This is a genomic window from Arthrobacter tumbae (assembly GCF_016907495.1).
Taxonomy (GTDB): Bacteria; Actinomycetota; Actinomycetes; order Actinomycetales; family Micrococcaceae; genus Arthrobacter_D; species Arthrobacter_D tumbae.
Window position 1 is genome coordinate 690,487 of the sequence record NZ_JAFBCC010000001.1, and the last position, 17,191, is coordinate 707,677.

The 17,191-nt window shown below is 65.3% G+C and carries 16 protein-coding genes; 6 read left to right on the forward strand and 10 right to left on the reverse strand.

Features of this window, described 5'->3' with window-relative positions:
- Positions 1 to 17 precede the first annotated feature (17 nt).
- Together JOD47_RS03320 and JOD47_RS03325 are read left to right on the forward strand one after the other, a co-directional pair.
- Positions 18 to 650 (forward strand): putative glycolipid-binding domain-containing protein, encoded by a 633-nt coding sequence (locus tag JOD47_RS03320; protein WP_204531929.1) that lies wholly within the window; start codon positions 18 to 20, stop codon positions 648 to 650.
- A 91-nt stretch (positions 651 to 741) separates the two neighbouring features.
- Positions 742 to 2,397 (forward strand): BCCT family transporter, encoded by a 1,656-nt coding sequence (locus JOD47_RS03325; protein ID WP_204531930.1) that lies wholly within the window; start codon positions 742 to 744, stop codon positions 2,395 to 2,397.
- Between the two features lie 74 nt (positions 2,398 to 2,471).
- Here JOD47_RS03325 and JOD47_RS03330 read toward each other — a convergent pair whose 3' ends face one another.
- The 10 genes from JOD47_RS03330 to JOD47_RS03375 all read right to left on the reverse strand — a co-directional run bounded on the left by JOD47_RS03330 (position 2,472) and on the right by JOD47_RS03375 (position 14,416).
- Complete coding sequence (locus JOD47_RS03330; RefSeq protein ID WP_204531931.1) at positions 2,472 to 4,172, reverse strand: sensor histidine kinase; 1,701 nt, start codon at positions 4,170 to 4,172, stop codon at positions 2,472 to 2,474.
- A 108-nt stretch (positions 4,173 to 4,280) separates the two neighbouring features.
- Positions 4,281 to 5,735, reverse strand: a complete 1,455-nt coding sequence (locus JOD47_RS03335; protein ID WP_204531932.1) for an FAD-dependent oxidoreductase — start codon at positions 5,733 to 5,735, stop codon at positions 4,281 to 4,283.
- A gap of 50 nt (positions 5,736 to 5,785) precedes the next feature.
- Positions 5,786 to 6,997: a uroporphyrinogen-III C-methyltransferase gene (gene cobA / locus JOD47_RS03340; RefSeq protein ID WP_204531933.1), complete on the reverse strand. Its 1,212-nt coding sequence runs from the start codon at positions 6,995 to 6,997 to the stop codon at positions 5,786 to 5,788.
- Positions 6,994 to 7,833 (reverse strand): ABC transporter permease, encoded by an 840-nt coding sequence (locus JOD47_RS03345; RefSeq protein ID WP_239547989.1) that lies wholly within the window; start codon positions 7,831 to 7,833, stop codon positions 6,994 to 6,996. The genes cobA and JOD47_RS03345 overlap by 4 nt, the downstream gene beginning before the upstream one ends.
- Complete coding sequence (locus JOD47_RS03350; RefSeq protein WP_204531936.1) at positions 7,817 to 8,551, reverse strand: ABC transporter ATP-binding protein; 735 nt, start codon at positions 8,549 to 8,551, stop codon at positions 7,817 to 7,819. The genes JOD47_RS03345 and JOD47_RS03350 overlap by 17 nt, the downstream gene beginning before the upstream one ends.
- Positions 8,552 to 8,566: 15 nt before the next feature.
- On the reverse strand, positions 8,567 to 9,946 hold the full coding sequence (locus JOD47_RS03355; protein WP_204531937.1) for a sulfate adenylyltransferase subunit 1: 1,380 nt from the start codon (positions 9,944 to 9,946) through the stop codon (positions 8,567 to 8,569).
- Positions 9,946 to 11,043, reverse strand: coding sequence for a sulfate adenylyltransferase subunit CysD (gene cysD / locus JOD47_RS03360; protein WP_239547990.1), 1,098 nt, complete (start codon positions 11,041 to 11,043; stop codon positions 9,946 to 9,948). The genes JOD47_RS03355 and cysD overlap by 1 nt, the downstream gene beginning before the upstream one ends.
- The gene (locus tag JOD47_RS03365) at positions 11,040 to 11,786 is read right to left on the reverse strand and encodes a phosphoadenylyl-sulfate reductase (RefSeq protein ID WP_204531938.1); all 747 of its coding nucleotides are present in this window, start codon (positions 11,784 to 11,786) and stop codon (positions 11,040 to 11,042) included. Before JOD47_RS03365 ends, cysD begins: the two co-directional genes overlap by 4 nt.
- A complete protein-coding gene (locus tag JOD47_RS03370) occupies positions 11,783 to 13,519 on the reverse strand; it encodes a nitrite/sulfite reductase (protein ID WP_204531939.1) in 1,737 nt (578 codons plus the stop codon). Before JOD47_RS03370 ends, JOD47_RS03365 begins: the two co-directional genes overlap by 4 nt.
- 129 nt (positions 13,520 to 13,648) lie before the next feature.
- Positions 13,649 to 14,416: a sirohydrochlorin chelatase gene (locus JOD47_RS03375; RefSeq protein WP_372432785.1), complete on the reverse strand. Its 768-nt coding sequence runs from the start codon at positions 14,414 to 14,416 to the stop codon at positions 13,649 to 13,651.
- 53 nt (positions 14,417 to 14,469) lie between these two features.
- On the opposite strand from JOD47_RS03375, the gene JOD47_RS03380 reads away from it, so the two are divergent.
- The 4 genes from JOD47_RS03380 to JOD47_RS17935 all read left to right on the forward strand — a co-directional run bounded on the left by JOD47_RS03380 (position 14,470) and on the right by JOD47_RS17935 (position 17,086).
- Entirely contained in the window at positions 14,470 to 15,105 is a 636-nt protein-coding gene (locus tag JOD47_RS03380) for a trimeric intracellular cation channel family protein (protein ID WP_204531940.1), read from the forward strand.
- 36 nt (positions 15,106 to 15,141) lie between these two features.
- Positions 15,142 to 15,564, forward strand: coding sequence for a hypothetical protein (locus tag JOD47_RS03385; protein ID WP_204531941.1), 423 nt, complete (start codon positions 15,142 to 15,144; stop codon positions 15,562 to 15,564).
- On the forward strand, positions 15,561 to 16,034 hold the full coding sequence (locus tag JOD47_RS03390; RefSeq protein WP_204531942.1) for an HIT family protein: 474 nt from the start codon (positions 15,561 to 15,563) through the stop codon (positions 16,032 to 16,034). Before JOD47_RS03385 ends, JOD47_RS03390 begins: the two co-directional genes overlap by 4 nt.
- A gap of 221 nt (positions 16,035 to 16,255) precedes the next feature.
- Positions 16,256 to 17,086: a type IV toxin-antitoxin system AbiEi family antitoxin domain-containing protein gene (locus tag JOD47_RS17935; protein WP_204531943.1), complete on the forward strand. Its 831-nt coding sequence runs from the start codon at positions 16,256 to 16,258 to the stop codon at positions 17,084 to 17,086.
- Positions 17,087 to 17,191: the final 105 nt, after the last annotated feature.

Sequence of the window (17,191 nt, forward strand, 5' to 3'; positions counted from 1 at the left end):
CTCCATAAGGTAATCGAATGGCTAATCAACTGCATACGAGTCTGCTCCACACCTGGCAGGGCATCGACGATCCGGGCCGCCTGGATTCCGCAACGATCAATCTGGAGCCGGGCAGGCTGAGCGCACACGGCACGTCCAGGACTGACTCGTATGCCATGAGCTGGGCGCTCACGACGGCGGAGGGCTGGGTAACCCGGCGCCTGACCGCGACGGTCCATAGCCATGGCTGGAGCCGGCACCTTGAGCTGGAGCGCGACGACGACGGCGTGTGGACCGGCACCGGCACCAGCGCCGGTGAGTGCGACCTTCCTGCGCCCGGCATTGAAGACCCTTCCCTGCTGACCGGTGCCCTCGACTGTGATCTGGGGCTGTGCCCGCTCACCAACACGATGCCCATCCTGAGGTTGAACCTGCACTCCGAGGAGTTGGCCCCGGCGGATGAAACTTCGATGATCATGGCGTGGGTGGAGGTTCCGAGCCTGCGCGTGATGCGCAGCAGCCAAATGTATAGCCAACTGCGCTCAGCGAACAGCGAGCGGAACGGCGTCGTTCTCTACAGCTCCGACAACCATGGGTTCACCGCGGAGTTGCAGATCGACAGGGAGGGCGTTGTGGTCGAATATCCCGGGCTGGCCACGCGAATCCGCTAAGTTTCGGTAACTTTTCTCACGATCCGACCCCTGATCGGCCATTGCACCTAACACACCGGCTAGACACCTGTACAGAGCGTACGGTGGAAATATGTCTGATTCCGCACACAATTCTGCCCAAATACAGTCGGGGCCGCCGGGAACGGCCTCTGCACAGGCACCCAGCAAGGGTGTCCTTGATCGTCCCGTCTTCTACACGTCCCTGGTGGTCGTGCTGGCGCTGGTCATCCTCGGTGTCGTTTTTCCCACCGGTTTTGCCGATGTCACCAGCAGCGTCCTCGATGGATTGGTATCCAACTTCTCCTGGGCCTTCGTCCTCACCGCCACCGGCTTCGTTGTCTTCGCGGCCTTCCTCGCGTTCAGCAAGTACGGGCGCATCCGCCTCGGTGCCGATGACGAAAAACCCGCCTTCTCCCGGGCCTCCTGGATCGCGATGATGTTCAGCGCCGGCATGGGTATCGGTCTGATGTTCTACGGCGTCACCGAACCCATCTCCCACTACCTCACGCCGCCGATGGAAGGCGTGGAACCGGGCACGGACGCCGCCGCCCGGCAGGCCATGAACTACACGCTGTTCCACTGGTCCCTGCATCCCTGGGCGATCTACGCCGTTGTGGGACTTGCCCTGGCCTACTCAGCGTTCCGCAAGGGACGGGGCATCGGCTTCAGCGCCGCGTTCGCTCCACTGTTCCGTGGACGCACCAATATCAAGGCGTTGCGCGCCATCGACGTCTTCGCTATTTTCGCCACGCTGTTCGGCTCCGCAACCTCGCTGGGCCTCGGGGTTGTCCAGATCAACGGCGGGCTCACGGAAGTCTTCGGCATTGAAAGCAACATCTGGGTCCAGGTGGGGCTGATCGGGCTACTGACGGTGTGCTTTGTCGTCTCCGCCGTCAGCGGCATCTCCCGCGGCATCAAGTGGCTCTCCAACGGCAACATGATTGCCGCCCTGGTGCTCCTTGCTTTCCTTTTCATCGTGGGCCCAACGGTCTTCATCCTCGAACTGATTCCCTCCGCGGCGGGCAACTACCTGTTCGCGATCCCCCAGATGGCAACGCGCACCGGCGCCTTCGGCGGCCAGGACTGGCTCTCGGCCTGGACCATTTTCTACTGGGCATGGTGGGTGTCCTGGACACCGTTCGTCGGTTCATTCCTTGCCAAGATCTCGCGCGGACGCACCATCCGGGAGTTCATCCTCGGCGTCGTCGCCGTGCCGAGCCTCGTCAGCCTCGTCTGGTTCAGTGTCTGGGGAGGCACCGCGATCACCGCGCAGAACAACGGAGTGGATATCGCCGCAGCCAACGCGGAGAGTCAGGAGTCAGCGATGTTCGCGCTGCTCGCTGAATACCCGCTGGCCTCGGTGACCGCGATCCTCGTGGTCCTGCTCGTTGCGGTGTTCTTCATCTCCGGTGCGGACGCCGCCTCGATCGTTCTGGGCTCCCTCTCCTCCTTTGGATCCGAGAACCCGAGGAAGTGGCTCACCATCCTGTGGGGCACCATGACCGGCGCGGTGGCCGCAGTCCTGCTGTTCATCGGCAGCCTGGGTGCGCTTCAAACGCTGACGATCATCGCCGCAGCACCCTTTGTCCTCATCATGGTGGGCCTCTGCGTCGCGCTGATGATGGATCTCTCAAAGGATCCGGCGATTGTCGGCGCGAAACGCCGTCGTACTCCGCCTGCACCGGCCGTTGAGCCGGAGCGGCAGGAGGAAGACCTCGGCACGGCTGAGGAAGCTGCTGTCCGGTAGCAGCCTCTTTCGATAACGACGACGACGCTCCCGCAGCCTCAGGCTGTGGGAGCGTCGTCGTCTGGATAGGCAGGCTACGGGTGAACTTCGCTCGCTGACACCCTGGCGTCGGATTCAGTGGTGTGCGGGTTGTCCGGCAGCTCGAACGTGAAAGTGGTGCCACTGCCCAGTTCGCTGCGGCAATGGATCCGGCCGCCGTGTTCCTCGACGATCGAGCGGACAATGGCCAGGCCCAGTCCCACACCGGGGATTGCCGCCTGCCGCACGGTCGAGGTCCGGAAGAACTTGGAGAACACCTCGCCGCTGTCTTCCGGGCTCATGCCCATGCCCTGATCCTCCACCTCGCAGACCACGGAGCCGGGCATCTTCTGCGCACGCACCGTGACCGTCCCGCCCGCCGGCGAATACTTGACCGCGTTGGATAAGAGGTTGTCCAGTACCTGGCCGATCCGGGCAGGATCACACCGGGCGATGGTTCCCGCCGGAACCTCATCAACAATGTCGACGCCGGCTTCCTTGCCGCGCGCAGTGATGGCATCCACTGATTCCCGCGCGATGTCGGCGAGGTCCGCGCTTACCGGGGAGACTTCCGGCGGCCCGGAGGCTGCGGTCAGTAGATCGTCCACGAGCCTGCGAAGACGCGTGACGTTGCGGCCGATGACATTGAGGCCGGTCACAATCTCCTTCGGTGGTTCGTCGTCGAGCATCATCTCCAGATAACCGACGATCACCGTCAGCGGAGTGCGCAGTTCGTGGGAGACCATCGCCACGAACTCCTCCTTTGCGTTCAGCGCATTGACGAGCTCGGTGACATCGTTGAAGGCGACGACGGCGCCCTCACGGTTCCCGCCCTCGTCCAGCATCACGCGGGCAGAGGCAGACAGGACGCGCTGGTCCTCGCCCTTGCCGATTCGGATGAGGTAATCGGAGAAGGTCTCCCCCGCAACCGCCCGGTGGGCGGGACGCTCCTCCGCCGGGATGGGCGTGACGCCGTCGGGCCGGAACAGCAGGAGGTCCCTCTCGGGTGCGTCATCGATGCCTTCGGGCAGCCCGATCCGGTGCACCTCGCGCTGGCGTCGGTTGAACAGGATGTCGTGTCCGTCCGCATCGATGGCGAGCAGGCCGACGTCGACAGTGTTCACCGTGGCATTGAGCAGCCGCTCCCGTTGGGCGCTCCGCTGGAGGAGTTGCTGCAGTGCGTGATCCTTTTCCTCCATGGCTTTTTGCTGGTCCATCATGCTGGCCGTCATGACCCGGATCGTTACGGCGATTCCGAAGATGATGGTCGGTGTCAGGGCCGACTGGGTGAGGTCGGATACGCTGACGCCGGCATCCGTGGCGAAAAGTGGAGCCCAGATCATCGCAAACGGGCCGATGAGGCTCAGGGCAAGGCACAGCCGCGGGTACAGGCCCGAGGCCGACAGCCACAGGACCGGGAACACCGCCATCAGCCCGATCCCGAGAACCTCCGTGCCTGAGCCGAAGCGCATGAGTGCGATCGGAACAAAATCGAGAACGGGGATGAGGAGGAACAGTCCGTAAGGCAGCCGGTCCCAGGGAAGGACCGCACACAGCACGAGGATGACGCCGCTGAGGACCATCCCCCACTGGAACGCGGCGCTCGTCCACACGATCGGGTGAAAGAAGATGCTGCCGGCGGCCAGCAGCGCCGTCGTAATGGAGAGCGGTGCCTGACTGAGGAGCACCCGCGAGCGCATCGACATCTCGTGGAACTGCCGGGTATTGAACGTCAGATAGGACAGAACGTTGTCCATGGTGGCTGGTGCTCCTAACGCTCGGTGCAGTTCCGACACTGCCAACTCTATAGAGCCGGACCCAACACCCTCATTCCGATGGCACGGAAGCCGCCGGTTGCGGCGCGGCTACGCGTCGGCCTCCGCATCAACAAGCACACCGCGGGAAACCGACACCATGTCTTCGCGGGGCACGACCTTGATGCGCTCACGGACCACGCCGTCGATCTCGGTTGCGGCGTCGCCGAGAGCACGTTCGTGCGCATCCAGGGCCAGCCAGCCCTCCCAGGTGGTGAACTGCACGCCGCGCCCGTTCAGAAGCTCGACGACGGCGTCATCCGCCGGAGCTGCGGCCGCCGGAAGGCTCTCAAGGTCCTCCAGCAGGTAGGTGACGGTCTCGAGGGCATCACCCTTGGTGTGTCCGATGAGGCCGACCGGCCCGCGCTTGATCCAACCGGTCGCGTACACGCCCGGCACATGGGCGCCTGAAGCATCCAGCACGCGGCCGCCGTCGTTCGGGATGACACCGCGGCGGTGATCGAATTCCACCTCCGGCAGCGCTGAGCCGAAGTAGCCCACAGCGCGGTAGACGGCCTGGACCGGGTAGTCGATAAATTCTCCGGTGCCCACGGCGTTGCCGGTTCCGTCGAGTGCGGTGCGTTCGAACTTGATGCCGGTGACCGAGCCGTCCTCACCCAGGATCTCCACGGGGTTGTGGAGGAAGTGCAGGTGGAGGCGCCGTGAGGCAGTGAAGCCGGCCGGATCGTCGGGCTGTTCGGCGATCCAGTTGGTCAGCGTGCCGACCATGGTCTTGATCTGGTTGTTGGTCTGGATCTGGCGGTCGGACTCGGCATCGAACTCGAAGTCCTCGGGATAGAGCACGATGTCCACATCGCGGGAGTGCGAGAGTTCCCGAAGCTCCAGCGGGGTGAACTTCACCTGCGCCGGGCCGCGGCGGCCGAACACGTGGACGTCCGTCACGGGAGAGTTCTTCAGACCCGCGTAGACATTGTCCGGGATCTCGGTGACCAGAAGGTCCTCGGCGTGCTTGGAGAGTACGCGCGCCACGTCGAGCGCCACGTTCCCGTTGCCGAGGACTGCGATCTCGGTGGCTTCGAGCGGCCACTCGCGGGGAACGTCCGGGTGGCCGTCGTACCAGGAGACGAAGTCCGCTCCGCCGAAGGAGCCCTCGAGCTCGATGCCGGGAATGTTGAGATCCGCGTCCTTGATCGCGCCGGTGGCGAAGATGACGGCGTCGTAATGGGTGCGCAGGTCCTCCAGCGTGAGGTCCGTGCCGTACTCGACGTTCCCGAAGAAGCGGATGTCACCGCGGTCCAGGACCTTGTGCAGGGCATTGACGATGCCCTTGATGCGCGGGTGGTCGGGCGCAACCCCGTAGCGGATCAGGCCGTACGGCGCCGGGTAGCGGTCGTAGAGGTCGATGCTGACCGTCAGCTCGCCTGAAGCGACCGGCGCTGACTTCGTGAGGATATCGGCAGCATAGACGCCGGCCGGACCGGATCCGATGACGGCGACGCGGAGCGGACGGGAGACACCGGAGGAGAAGGTTGCAGGTTGCGACACGGCTGTGTTCCTTTGCTGTGATGTGGTGTGTAGGTGTTGTGCAGGAGCGGCTAGGTGGGCTGCCAATGAGGTGAAAGCGCGACGACGTTCCCCACCACAATCACGGCGGGAGACTCCACGCCACGCGCTTCAGCGAGGTCTGCGATGGTCTCGAGGGTGCCGGTGGTCACGCGCTGCGACTCCATCCACCCGCTCTCGATGATCGCGACGGGCGTGGACGCCGCCCGGCCGCCGGTGATGAGCGATGAGGCGGAGGACCGCAGCAGCGAGACTCCCATCAGGAGGATCAGCGTGTGGTCGCTTCCCAGCGGGATGAGGCCCGTCTGCTGCCGGATGTCCTCATGGCCTGTGATGACGCTGAACCCCTTCGCCACTCCCCGATGCGTGACGGGAATGCCGGCGGCGGCGGGCACCGAGATGGCGGACGTGACACCTGGAACCACCTCGACGGGCACGCCGTGATCGCGGCAGTAAGCTTCCTCTTCCCCACCGCGTCCCAGGACATACGGGTCGCCGCCCTTCAGCCGCACAACGCGGTTGCCCAGCAGCGCCTGCTCCACGAGGATCCGGTTGATTTCATCCTGCGGCACGGGGTGATGGCCGGGAAGCTTGCCCACCTCGATCACCTGGACGTCCGCAGAAAGTCCGGTCAGCAGCGAGCGCGGTCCAAGCCGGTCGGCCACAACGACGTCGGCCTGCGCCAGGAGGCGCCTGCCGCGGGTGGTGATGAGGCCGGCATCGGCCGGTCCGCCTCCCACCAGCGCCACCGAACCCATCGCGTTTTCCGAAGCCCGGCGGTATCGCCGCAGCGGCAGCTCACCGGATTCGAGGGCGGCAGCAACGCCGTCGCGCAGGGCCGCCGCGCGCTTGGGGTCGCCGTCGGTATTGACGGCCACGGTTACGTCATCGATGCGTGCGACGGCGGGAACCCACGCTGCGGAAGCCGCGGAGTCGCCGCCCTTGACGCACCAGATGCGCAGCGCGTCGGCCTCGGCGGCAATCCGGTCCTGCGCCTCGGCGGAACCGGAGTGGGCGAGGACCAGCCACGCGCCGTCGAGGTCGGCGGTGCGGTATTCGCGCTGCTGCCAGTCCACCCGACCGGCGGCAGCCGCGTCGGTGATGTCTTCACAGGCGAAGGGGGCAACGACCGTGACCCGTGCGCCGTCGTCGAGCAGTGCCTGCAGGCGGCGGGCAGCCACAGGGCCGCCGCCCACCACGAGCACGCGGCGGCCGCGCAATTGCAGTCCGAGGGGATAGGTCATCGGGAACCTCCGGTCAGCAGGCCGCGGCGGCGCAGGAGACGGCGTTCGAGCGGACCGAAGACCAGCACCTCGATCACGACGCCCACCACGAGGATCAGGAGGATGGTTGCCATGACCCCGCCGACGTCGTCGAGCTCGCGTCCGCGCTGCAGCAGCGTGCCAAGGCCGAGACCCAGTTGCTGGCCGCCGGCAATGATTTCGGCGGCCATCAGGGCCCGCCAGGAAAAAGCCCAGCCCTGCCGGAGACCGGAAATGTAGGCAGGGAGGGCCGCAGGCAGCACGATGTGCAGTGCGGTGTCCCAGGTTCGCGCGCCGAGTACCCGCCCCACCTTTCGGTGCAGCGGCTGGATCTGATCCACGCCGGCGAGCAGTCCGTTGACGATGGCCGGAACCGCGCCGGTGAGCACCACGAAGTACACCGTGGCGTCGGTGACGCCGAAGAAGAGGATGGCCAGCGGAACCCAGGCCACGGTCGGCAGCGTGAGCAGGAAGGTCATGTAAGGCGCGACGGCGGCGCGAAGCCACGTCGAGGAGGACAGCACCAGTGCCAGCACAGTACCGACGAGCACGGACAGGAGGAACCCCGGTACGCCGCGGCTCAGGCTGGTGGCGACGCCCTGTATGACCTCACCGGATGCCCACAGCCTTCCCAGCGCGGCGAAGAGGTCAGCCGGTCCGGTTCCGCCGCTGATCGATGAGGCAGCAGCCCAGAGGCCGAGGACCACAACCAGGGTGGCGATGGGTGCCAGAACCAGCAGGAAACCACGCGGCCGTCGTGCTTTCGAAACGGTCGGAACGGACTGCGCGGACCGTCTGGATTCAGCTAACTGCGGCAAGACCGTGCACCTCCCGGTGGAGGACAGTCCTGATCGTCTCCGCCAGCGCCGCTCCGGCGACGGCGTCATGGCGCTGAGTGTCCGAGACCTGCCATTCCCCGGCGATGGAGCCTTGGTCCGAGGCCAGAAGAATGACGCGCTGGCCCAGCCTGATGGCTTCGCGCACGTTGTGGGTCACCAGGACGATGGTCCGTCCGGTGGCACGCCAGATGTCCTCCAACTCGTCGTGAAGGAAATCCCGCGTGATGGAGTCAAGCGCGCTGAACGGCTCGTCCATGAGGAGGAGACTGCGGTTCTGGGCGAGGGCGCGCGCCAGCGCAACCCGCTGCTGCATTCCGCCCGAGAGCTGGTGCACCAACCTTTTGCCGGCATCGGGTAGCCGGACGATGGTCAGGAGCTCCTGCGTCCGCTGCTGACGATCCTGCCGCGGCACACCCGCGAACTTCAGTGCGAGCGAGATATTGCCGGACGCGCTGAGCCACGGCAGCAGCGCGGACTCCTGGAACATGACTGCCGCGGGCGGCGCCAGGACGGTACCGCCGTCGGCAGAGTCGAGCCCGGCGACGATGTTCAGCAGAGTCGACTTGCCCGAACCTGATCCGCCGACCAGGCACACGAACTCGCCCTGGGAAATCGACAGGTTAAGCCCTTCGAAAACCGGGGTGCTCCCGAAATTCTTGGTCAGGTTGGCGATCTCCACAGTCGGTACGCCGTTCATGGCGAACCGGGCTTGCTAGATGTCATAACGCTCGTCCTCGCGGGCCGACAGTTCCAGGTGGTCGGATTCCACCAAACCTGCGGCCAGAGTGTTGCCGTCGGAGGGATCTATGACCAGGAAAGCTCCGGTACGGCGGAAGTTCACGTAGTTGTCCACCGGCAGCGCTGACGCGAGCCGGATGTGGACGGTCCCGATGTCATTGAGCTCAAGGCCCGACGCCGGTTGATCGGCAAACGTCGACAGGTCCAGTTTGTTGATGACCTGGCGAACCAGTCCCTGTACCGTTTTGCTGCCGTGCTTGATGAGGAGCCGTGAGCCCTCCTTCAGCGGCTTCGGCGACAGCCAACACAGGGCGGCGTAGAGGTCCTGGGTGGGTTGCGGGAGCTGGGCGTTTGAACCAGCCGGACCGGCTTCCGCGAGGAGGTCGCCGCGGGCGATGTCGATGTCGTCGGCGAGCCGCAGCACCACTGATTGTGGAGCGAACGCTTCCTCCAGTTCCTGACCGGCGAAGTCGATGCCGGTGACCGTCGTCGTACGCCCTGACGGCTGCACCGTAACGGTGTCACCCACGCGGATGGACCCGGCCGCGACCTGGCCGGCGTAGCCGCGGTAGTCCCGGTACGTGTCAGCGTCGAGCCCGGGAGCCACCGCACCCTGCGGCCGGATGACGGTCTGCACAGGGAAGCGGAAGGCTTCGAGGTCGGTCTCGAGGTCGGCGAGCGCCGGCAGCTGCTCAAGGGTCTCCAGCAGCGACGGGCCGCCGTACCAGGGGGTCTTCTCCGAGCGGTCCACCACATTGTCACCCTCGAGGGCGGATACCGGGATGATCGCCGGTTCATCGACCTTCAGTTCGCGGGCGGCCTGCTTGAGCTGGGACTCGACGTCGCGGAATACGGTCTCGCTGTAGTTCACGAGGTCGATCTTGTTCACCGCGACGATGATGTGCGCCACGCGCAGCAGCCGCGCCACCGCGAGGTGACGGCGGGTCTGTTCCAGCACGCCTTTGCGGGCGTCAATGAGTACGACGACGGCGTCGGCCGTGGAAGCGCCCGTCACCGTGTTCTTCGTGTACTGCACATGCCCCGGGGTGTCCGCGAGGATGAAGGTGCGATTGGCCGTGGCGAAGTAGCGGTAGGCGACGTCGATCGTAATGCCCTGCTCACGCTCGGCCCGCAGACCGTCTGTCAGGAGGGCAAGGTCCAGTCCCCCGCGCTCCCCACCGAAACCGCGTTCGGCGGAGGTGCGGGCAACGGCGTCGAGCTGGTCTGCAAGGACTGACTTGCTGTCATGCAGGAGGCGGCCCACCAGGGTGGATTTGCCGTCGTCGACGGAGCCTGCGGTGGCAAAACGGAACAGGGTGGAGTGTTCGAGTGCGGTTTCGACTGCTGTGCTCATCAGAAGTATCCGTCTTTCTTGCGGTCTTCCATGGCGGCTTCCGAGATCCGGTCGTCCGCGCGGGTGGCGCCGCGTTCGGTGAGTGTGCTGAGGGCGACTTCGCGGACTACTGCCGACACGTCCGCCGCATCTGATTCGACGGCGCCGGTGCAGGACATGTCACCGACCGTGCGGTAGCGGACCGTGCGCGTTTCCACCGTCTCCCGCTCGGTGGGCTGCGAGACCTCCCCCACTGCGCGCCACATGCCATCGCGGCTGAAGACCTCGCGCTCGTGGGCGTAGTACAGGCCCGGCAGCTCGATGTTCTCGCGCTCGATGTAGCGCCAGACATCAAGCTCGGTCCAGTTGCTGATGGGGAACGCCCGGACGTGCTGACCGACGGTGTGCCGCCCGTTGTACAGGTTCCACAACTCCGGCCGCTGGTTGCGCGGGTCCCATTGGCCGAACTCGTCACGCAGGCTCAGGATCCGCTCTTTGGCGCGGGCCTTGTCCTCATCGCGTCTTCCGCCGCCGAAGACGGCGTCGAACTTGTTCGCGTTGATGGTGTCGAGCAGCGGAACGGTCTGCAGCGGGTTGCGTGTCCCGTCGGCGCGGTCGCTCAGTTCGCCGCGGTCGATGTACTCCTGAACCGACCCAACAACCAGCCTTATTCCGAGCCGCTCCACCGTCCGGTCCCGGAACTCCAGAACCTCGGGAAAGTTGTGGCCGGTGTCGACGTGCAGCACCGGGAACGGAACCTTGCCGGGCCAGAACGCCTTCGTAGCGAGGTGCAGCATGACCACGGAGTCCTTGCCGCCGGAAAACAGCAAAGCGGGCCGCTCAAACTCGGCGACAACTTCCCGAATAATGTGGATCGCTTCGGACTCCAACGCATCCAATGAGCTCAAGCGGTGCGTGGCTCCACCGATGCGGTCTTGGGAAGACGATTCCGCGCTGAGGGGACTTGCCTGCTGAGCCGGAACCGCTGATGCCGCCCAGGGAGTGGCATCGGGCCTATCGGAGCCGCGTGCCGGGTCGATCGAAGATCGGCCGCGCGGCGAAGGGGTGGGGGCGGAGCCGGCACCGCTGGCGAGGAACGTGTTCGTTGATGAGCTCATTGGTGGATTCCGCACTCTGTCTTCGCTAGGCCGGCCCAGCGGCCGGCTCTCGGGTCTTCTCCTGGGGCTACCGGGCGTGTACACGGCTTGCAGCCGATTGAGGGGTAGCCATTGGACAGGAGCATGTTCACGGGAACCTGGTGTTCGCCCGCGTAGTCGAGGAGCTCGTCGAACGTCCAGGCGGCGAGCGGGTTGATCTTGACCAGGTTGTGGACGTGGTCCCAGGTGACCAGCGGCGTATTGGTCCGGGTGGGGGCCTCGTCGCGGCGGACGCCGGTGAACCACACCTCGTAGCCGGCGAGAGCCTTCTTGAGGGGGCCCATCTTCCGGAGCGCGCAGCACTGAGCGGGGTCCCGGTTGAACAGGTCCTTGCCATAGGCGGCGTCCTGCTCGGCAACGGTCTGCTCGGGCAGAACGTCGACGATCGTGACGTTGAGCTGGTCGGCGACTTCGTTCCGGGTGATGTGCGTTTCGGTGAAGTGGTAGCCGGTTTCAAGGAACAGCACGTCTACGCCGGGGAACTGCTGCGACACCAGGTGCGGAAGAACGGCGTCGGCCATGGAACAGGCGACAGCGGCCTGGGACAGGTCGAAGTTGCGTGCTACCCAGGCGATGACCTCGCCGGCGGAGGAGTCCCAGCCAAGCTCCTCGGCACCCGTGGCGGCGAGCGCCTTCAGCTCGGCTTCCGGGCGGCGGAACTGCGTAGCGGTTTCAACGGCAACGCTCTCAGATGACGGGGTCACTGCAGCACTCCTTCCTCAACACGGTGCGCCCACTGGGCGAAGGTCTCGTTCTCCTGGCGGCCATCGACATAGCGGCGGACCACGCGCTCGACGTAGTCGGGCAGGTTCTCGACGGTGACTTTCAGACCGCGGATGGTGCGGCCGAGGCCTGCCTCGCCACGGTCAACGGAGGCCAGCCCGCCGCCGAGGTGCACCTGGAAACCGGGCGTAGGGTCGCCGTCGGGCGTGGGTAGCATCATGCCCTTGAGGCCGATGTCCGCGGTCTGGATGCGGGCGCAGGAGTTGGGGCAGCCGTTGATGTTCAGCGCAATAGGCTGGGTGAGGGTTCCGCTGTCAACGAGGTCCGCGAGGCGGCGCTCGAGTTCCGCGATGGCTGTGGCGGCGGTGACCTTGGTTTCCACGATGGCGAGCTTGCAGAACTCAATGCCCGTGCACGCGATGGTGGAGCGGCGAAACAGGGACGGCCGGGCGGAGAGGCCCAGCGCGTCAAGTTTCGAGATGAGCGGCTCCACCCGGTCCTTCTCGACGTCGAGGATCACGAGCTTCTGATGCGGCGTGGTGCGCAGCCGGGTGGAGCCGTGTGCCTCGAGGGTGTCGGCAAGTGAGGTCAGGGTGGTTCCGGAGACCCGGCCAACTGTCGGCGAGACGCCGATGAAGAACTTGCCGTCCTTCTGCTCGTGGACGCCGATGTGGTCCCCCGGCGTATCAGGCTTGGGTGCTGCGGGACCGTCGGGGAGCTCGAAGCCGAGGTACTCGTCCTGGAGGACCTGGCGGAATTTCTCGGTGCCCCAGTCGTTGAGGAGGAATTTCAGGCGGGCTTTGGTGCGCATGCGGCGGTAGCCGTAGTCGCGGAAGATGCTGGTCACGCCAAGCCAGACCTCGGCGGCGACCTCGGGCGTGACGAAGACGCCTAGCCGCTCGGCAAGCCGCGGGTTGGTGGAGAGCCCGCCGCCCACCCAGAGGTCGTAGCCGGCGCCGAGCTCGGGGTGCACCACGCCGACCAGTGCGAAGTCGTTGATCTCATGCACCACGTCCTGGCTGGGGTGGCCGGTGATCGCGGTCTTGTACTTGCGCGGGAGGTTCGCCAGTTCGGGGTCTCCGATGAACCGTTCGCTCAGTTCGCGGATCAGCGGGGTGGGGTCGAGGATCTCGTCCTTCACGATGCCCGCCACGGGAGAACCGAGGATCACGCGGGGAACGTCGCCGCAGGCCTCGGTTGTGGAGAGACCGACGGTCTCAAGGCGGTTCCAGATCTCCGGGACGTCCTCGACGCGGATCCAGTGCAGCTGGATGTTCTGGCGGTCCGTGAGGTCTGCAGAGTCGCGGGCGAACTCGGTGGAGATGCCGCCGATCACCCGCAGCTGGTGGGTGGTGAGCGCGCCGCCGTCGATGCGCACGCGGAGCATGAAGTACTTGTCTTCGAGTTCGTGCGGTTCGAGCGTAGCTGTTTTGCCGCCGTCGATACCCTGCCTGCGCTGCGTGTAGAGGCCCCACCAGCGGAAGCGCCCATGCAGGTCCGTGCCATCGATTGAATCGAAGCCGTTTTTCGCGTAAATCTGCTCGATCCGCTCACGGACGTTGAGCCCGTTGTCCTCCTGCTTCCAGATTTCATTGGGATTCAGGGGCGTGGTGCCGTCAACCTTCCACTGGCCGTGCGGCTTGGCCGCCGGCCGGGGTGCGCGCGGCTTTCGCCCGGCGTCAGGGGCTGCATCGGTCGCGAGTGAACTCGTCATGTAAAGACAGTAGGACTGGCCTCGGAAGCCCTTCAAAGGTCCGGCAACACCCGTTCACGTGAGGACACAACGCGTCACAATGCCGACAGGGTCTTGACAGGACTGGCGCGCCGTCGGATTTTGCGCGGCTCAGGGTCTGGCGCACGCCTTGACGAGGGGTCTGCAGGCCCGGCCACAATCCCTGGCGGGGTCAGGAGCCTGAAGGCGGCTTGCGGCGTCGTCGTACCGGGCAAGCGCAATCTCAGCGAGCGCCCTCGACGGAAGCAGCGGCGCACTCACCACGGCGCCCTCGGCCTTGGCGAGCTGATCATGGAAGTAGCCGGGAGCCAGGAGATAGGACGCGACCGCCGGAGCGGCGCCGTCCTCCTGCGCCTCTGCAACCGCTTCCGGAACGGATGGGCTCGCGCTTGCCCCGTACCCGACCACGATCCGCCCGGGCCGCAGCTCACCGAGTTGCGCGGCCAGTTCCTCGACGTCCACAGCCGCGCAGGCGTCCGAAGAACCCGCCGCAGCAAGCACGACGGCGGCACCCGGCAGCACGCGCGCTTCCTCCAGCCGCTGCTGCAGCAGCTCCGCAAGCCGCGGGTCAGGGCCCAGCGGAGCGGCGGCGAACGTGTTGGGGCGGCTCCGCACCGCTTCGGCGATGTCCACCTTCACGTGATAGCCCACTGACAACAGCAGCGGCACGATGACGGCCGGGCCGTCCGGCAGCGACGCCACCACCTCGGGAAGGTCAGGTTCCTGGACGTCGACATAGGCTTCCCGGATGTCCAGCTCCGGGCGCAGGGCCCGCATCTCATCCCGCAGCTGATTGACGGCAGCCTGCCCCTCAGAGCTGCTGGTGCCGTGTGAACAGGCGATCAGGACGGGGTGTTTCGGCGTCTGCATGTTGGCCATTGAAGCACCCGCCTGCGACTATTGACAGTTGTGTCCCGTAACGCAGAGACCTCATGAACGCGCCGCTGATCCTTGACCTGTTCGGCGTTTTCTTCTTCGCCATGTCCGGATCACTGTTGGCGGCGCGCAAGGGGTTCGATCTGATCGGCTCGCTGCTGCTGGCATCCCTCGCCTCGCTGGGAGGAGGCGTGGCACGCGACCTGATCATCGACGTCGAGCCCGTTGCGTTTTCCAACCCCCTCTACCTGGTGCCGCCGCTGCTCGCTACTGTTCTGGTGTACTTCCTGTATTCCGGGATTGAGAAGGCGAGCCGACCGCTGGTGCTCTTCGATGCCGGAGGGCTGGCGCTGTTCTGCATTGTCGGTGCGCTCAAGGCAATCAACGAGGGCCTCAATCCCGTCGCGGCAGTGCTGTTGGGCGTGACAACCGCCGTCGGCGGAGGGCTGCTGCGCGACGTCGTCGCGAACGAGGTGCCGCAGCTGTTCACGGGTGACCTGTATGCACTTCCCGCCTTCCTCGGTGCAACGCTGACTGTTGCGCTGGCGGAGCTGGAGCTGTTCAACGTGGTGACGGGCATCGTCGTCGCTGTGCTGGTGTTCACGCTCCGGGTGATGGCCTGGCGATCGGGCTGGCATGCGCCCCTCGCGGCCCAGGACGCACGTCGCAACGACCCCCCGGCCACGGGATAGGATGAGGTCATCCCCCTGACACCACGTGGAGCCACTGTGACCGAGCTGTTCCTGGATAAATTCCGCGCCCTCGTACCCGCCTATTTCGAGGAACCGTGGGAGCCGGAAGACGGCCTCTCCGAAACTGAGCTGGCAGAGCTGCGCGAAGGTCAGGATTTTCCACTTCCAATGGCCGTGCACGAGTTCTACCTCGCGGTCGGTGCCTCCGAAGACCTCATGGAAGCGTTCCACTATGTGTGGGATCCGGATGAGCTGGAGATCGAGGACGGCTTCCTGCTCTTCATGGAGGACGTGGATGAGAAGTTTGTCTGGGGTATCAAGGCAGACCAGCTGACCGTTCCGGATCCGATCGTCTGGCGGCGCAACAACGCCCGTGCTTCCTGGAAAAATGAGGAAGGAACGTTCAGCGAGTTCATGCTCGACATGTTCGACTGGGTGTTCGACGACGAGGCAGAATGACCTGGACCACGCACGCTCCCGCGGGGTACGAGTGCCCGTTCTGCGATCTGGCGTCGGGTGAATTCCGGTTCCCGACCAATCTCTGCAGGCCCGGCGACCTGATCTACTCGGATGACCTGGTGCTGGCGTTCATCGCTTCCCACGGCTTCGAGCCGAATCCCGGGCACGTCCTGGTGACACCGCGCGCCCACTATGAGCTGCTGTATGAACTGCCCGACGACGTCGCCGGCCGCATCATGACTGTCACCCGCGACATGGCGATTGCCATCAAGCGCGCGTGGAACCCTGACGGCGTCTCGACCCGCCAGCATAATGAGCCGGCCGGGAGCCAGCACGTCTGGCACTATCACCAGCACGTGCTCCCCCGCTGGCACGACGACGGCTTCTACTTCACGCCGAAGCGCCCCATCGTGGACCCCGCCATCCGGGCCCGCAAGGCAGGCGAACTCCGGGCCGCGTTGGGCCTCTAGATCCTGCGCCTCCGCGCACAATCCGGCACTTTCCGGCGCGATCCGTGGGCTGCTACGCCGTTGCACCCCGAGAATCTGCGGATTTGGACGGGTCCAACTGAGAGAAGCTGCAGGATTGTGTTCGGTCACCATTCCTCCACATGCCCCCGGGTGCAGCTCATTCTGTCCACATAGGGGCACTCGGAAGCTCGACGGCCACTCAAGCGGTCTGAACTGACCGGATGGACCCAGTTGCACAATTGCGCCGAGTCGGCGGTGTCGCGCCGGTTCGAACGCTCCGCGAACGTGGTGTCAGCCGACGTGCTATCGATCACGCCGTCAGTTCAGGGGCGATCCTGAAGGTAAGACGGGGAGTATTGGCCGTGCCCGATGCGCCTTCGGATTTCCTGACGGCAGTAGGTCACAACGGGCGCCTCACCTGCGTTTCGGCGGCCGGCCACTTCGGCCTCTGGTGCCTGGATTCGACAGGGCCGCTGCATCTACGGTGTCCTGATGGAGCCAGCGGCGTCCATGTGAATCACAGATCACTTAGCGCGCCGCCTCATCCCAACCTTCCGTTGGCGGGTTTGGGTGACGTGCTTTTACACGCGCTCCGCTGCAGGCCGCTGCCAGAAGCCGTCGTGATGGTCGAAAGCGCCGTCAGACGAGGCGAGATTGCCCTGTCATTCCTCTTCAATCACCTGGCTGGAGACCGAAACGGAAGGGCACGTACTGCGCTTCAACAAGTGACCGGATGCGCAGAATCACCCATCGAAGTGGTCGCCAGACTGCTGTTCGTCGGGGCTGGGTTTCATGTGGAGACTCAGGCGCGCATCGAAGGGGTCGGACGAGTGGACTTCCTGCTTGATGGCTTCCTCGTCGTGGAGATCGACGGAGCAGCATTCCACTCAGACCGCAAGGCACTTCGACGAGACCACCGCCGCAACAACTCGACCCTCCTCAACGGCTACCTCATTCTCCGCTACGGCTATGAGGACGTCATGTTCGAGCAGCAAGCGATGCTGGACGAGATCCGGTTGGCATTGCGCCAACGTCGGCCGCACAGGGCGTGAACCATGTGCACAATTCTGCAGGTTCTTGTTGGCTGCTTCCCCGACGCTTCAGTGAACAGGCGGGCGCGCTCCGCTGTACTCGGAGAAAACGGCCAGAAGTTGCAG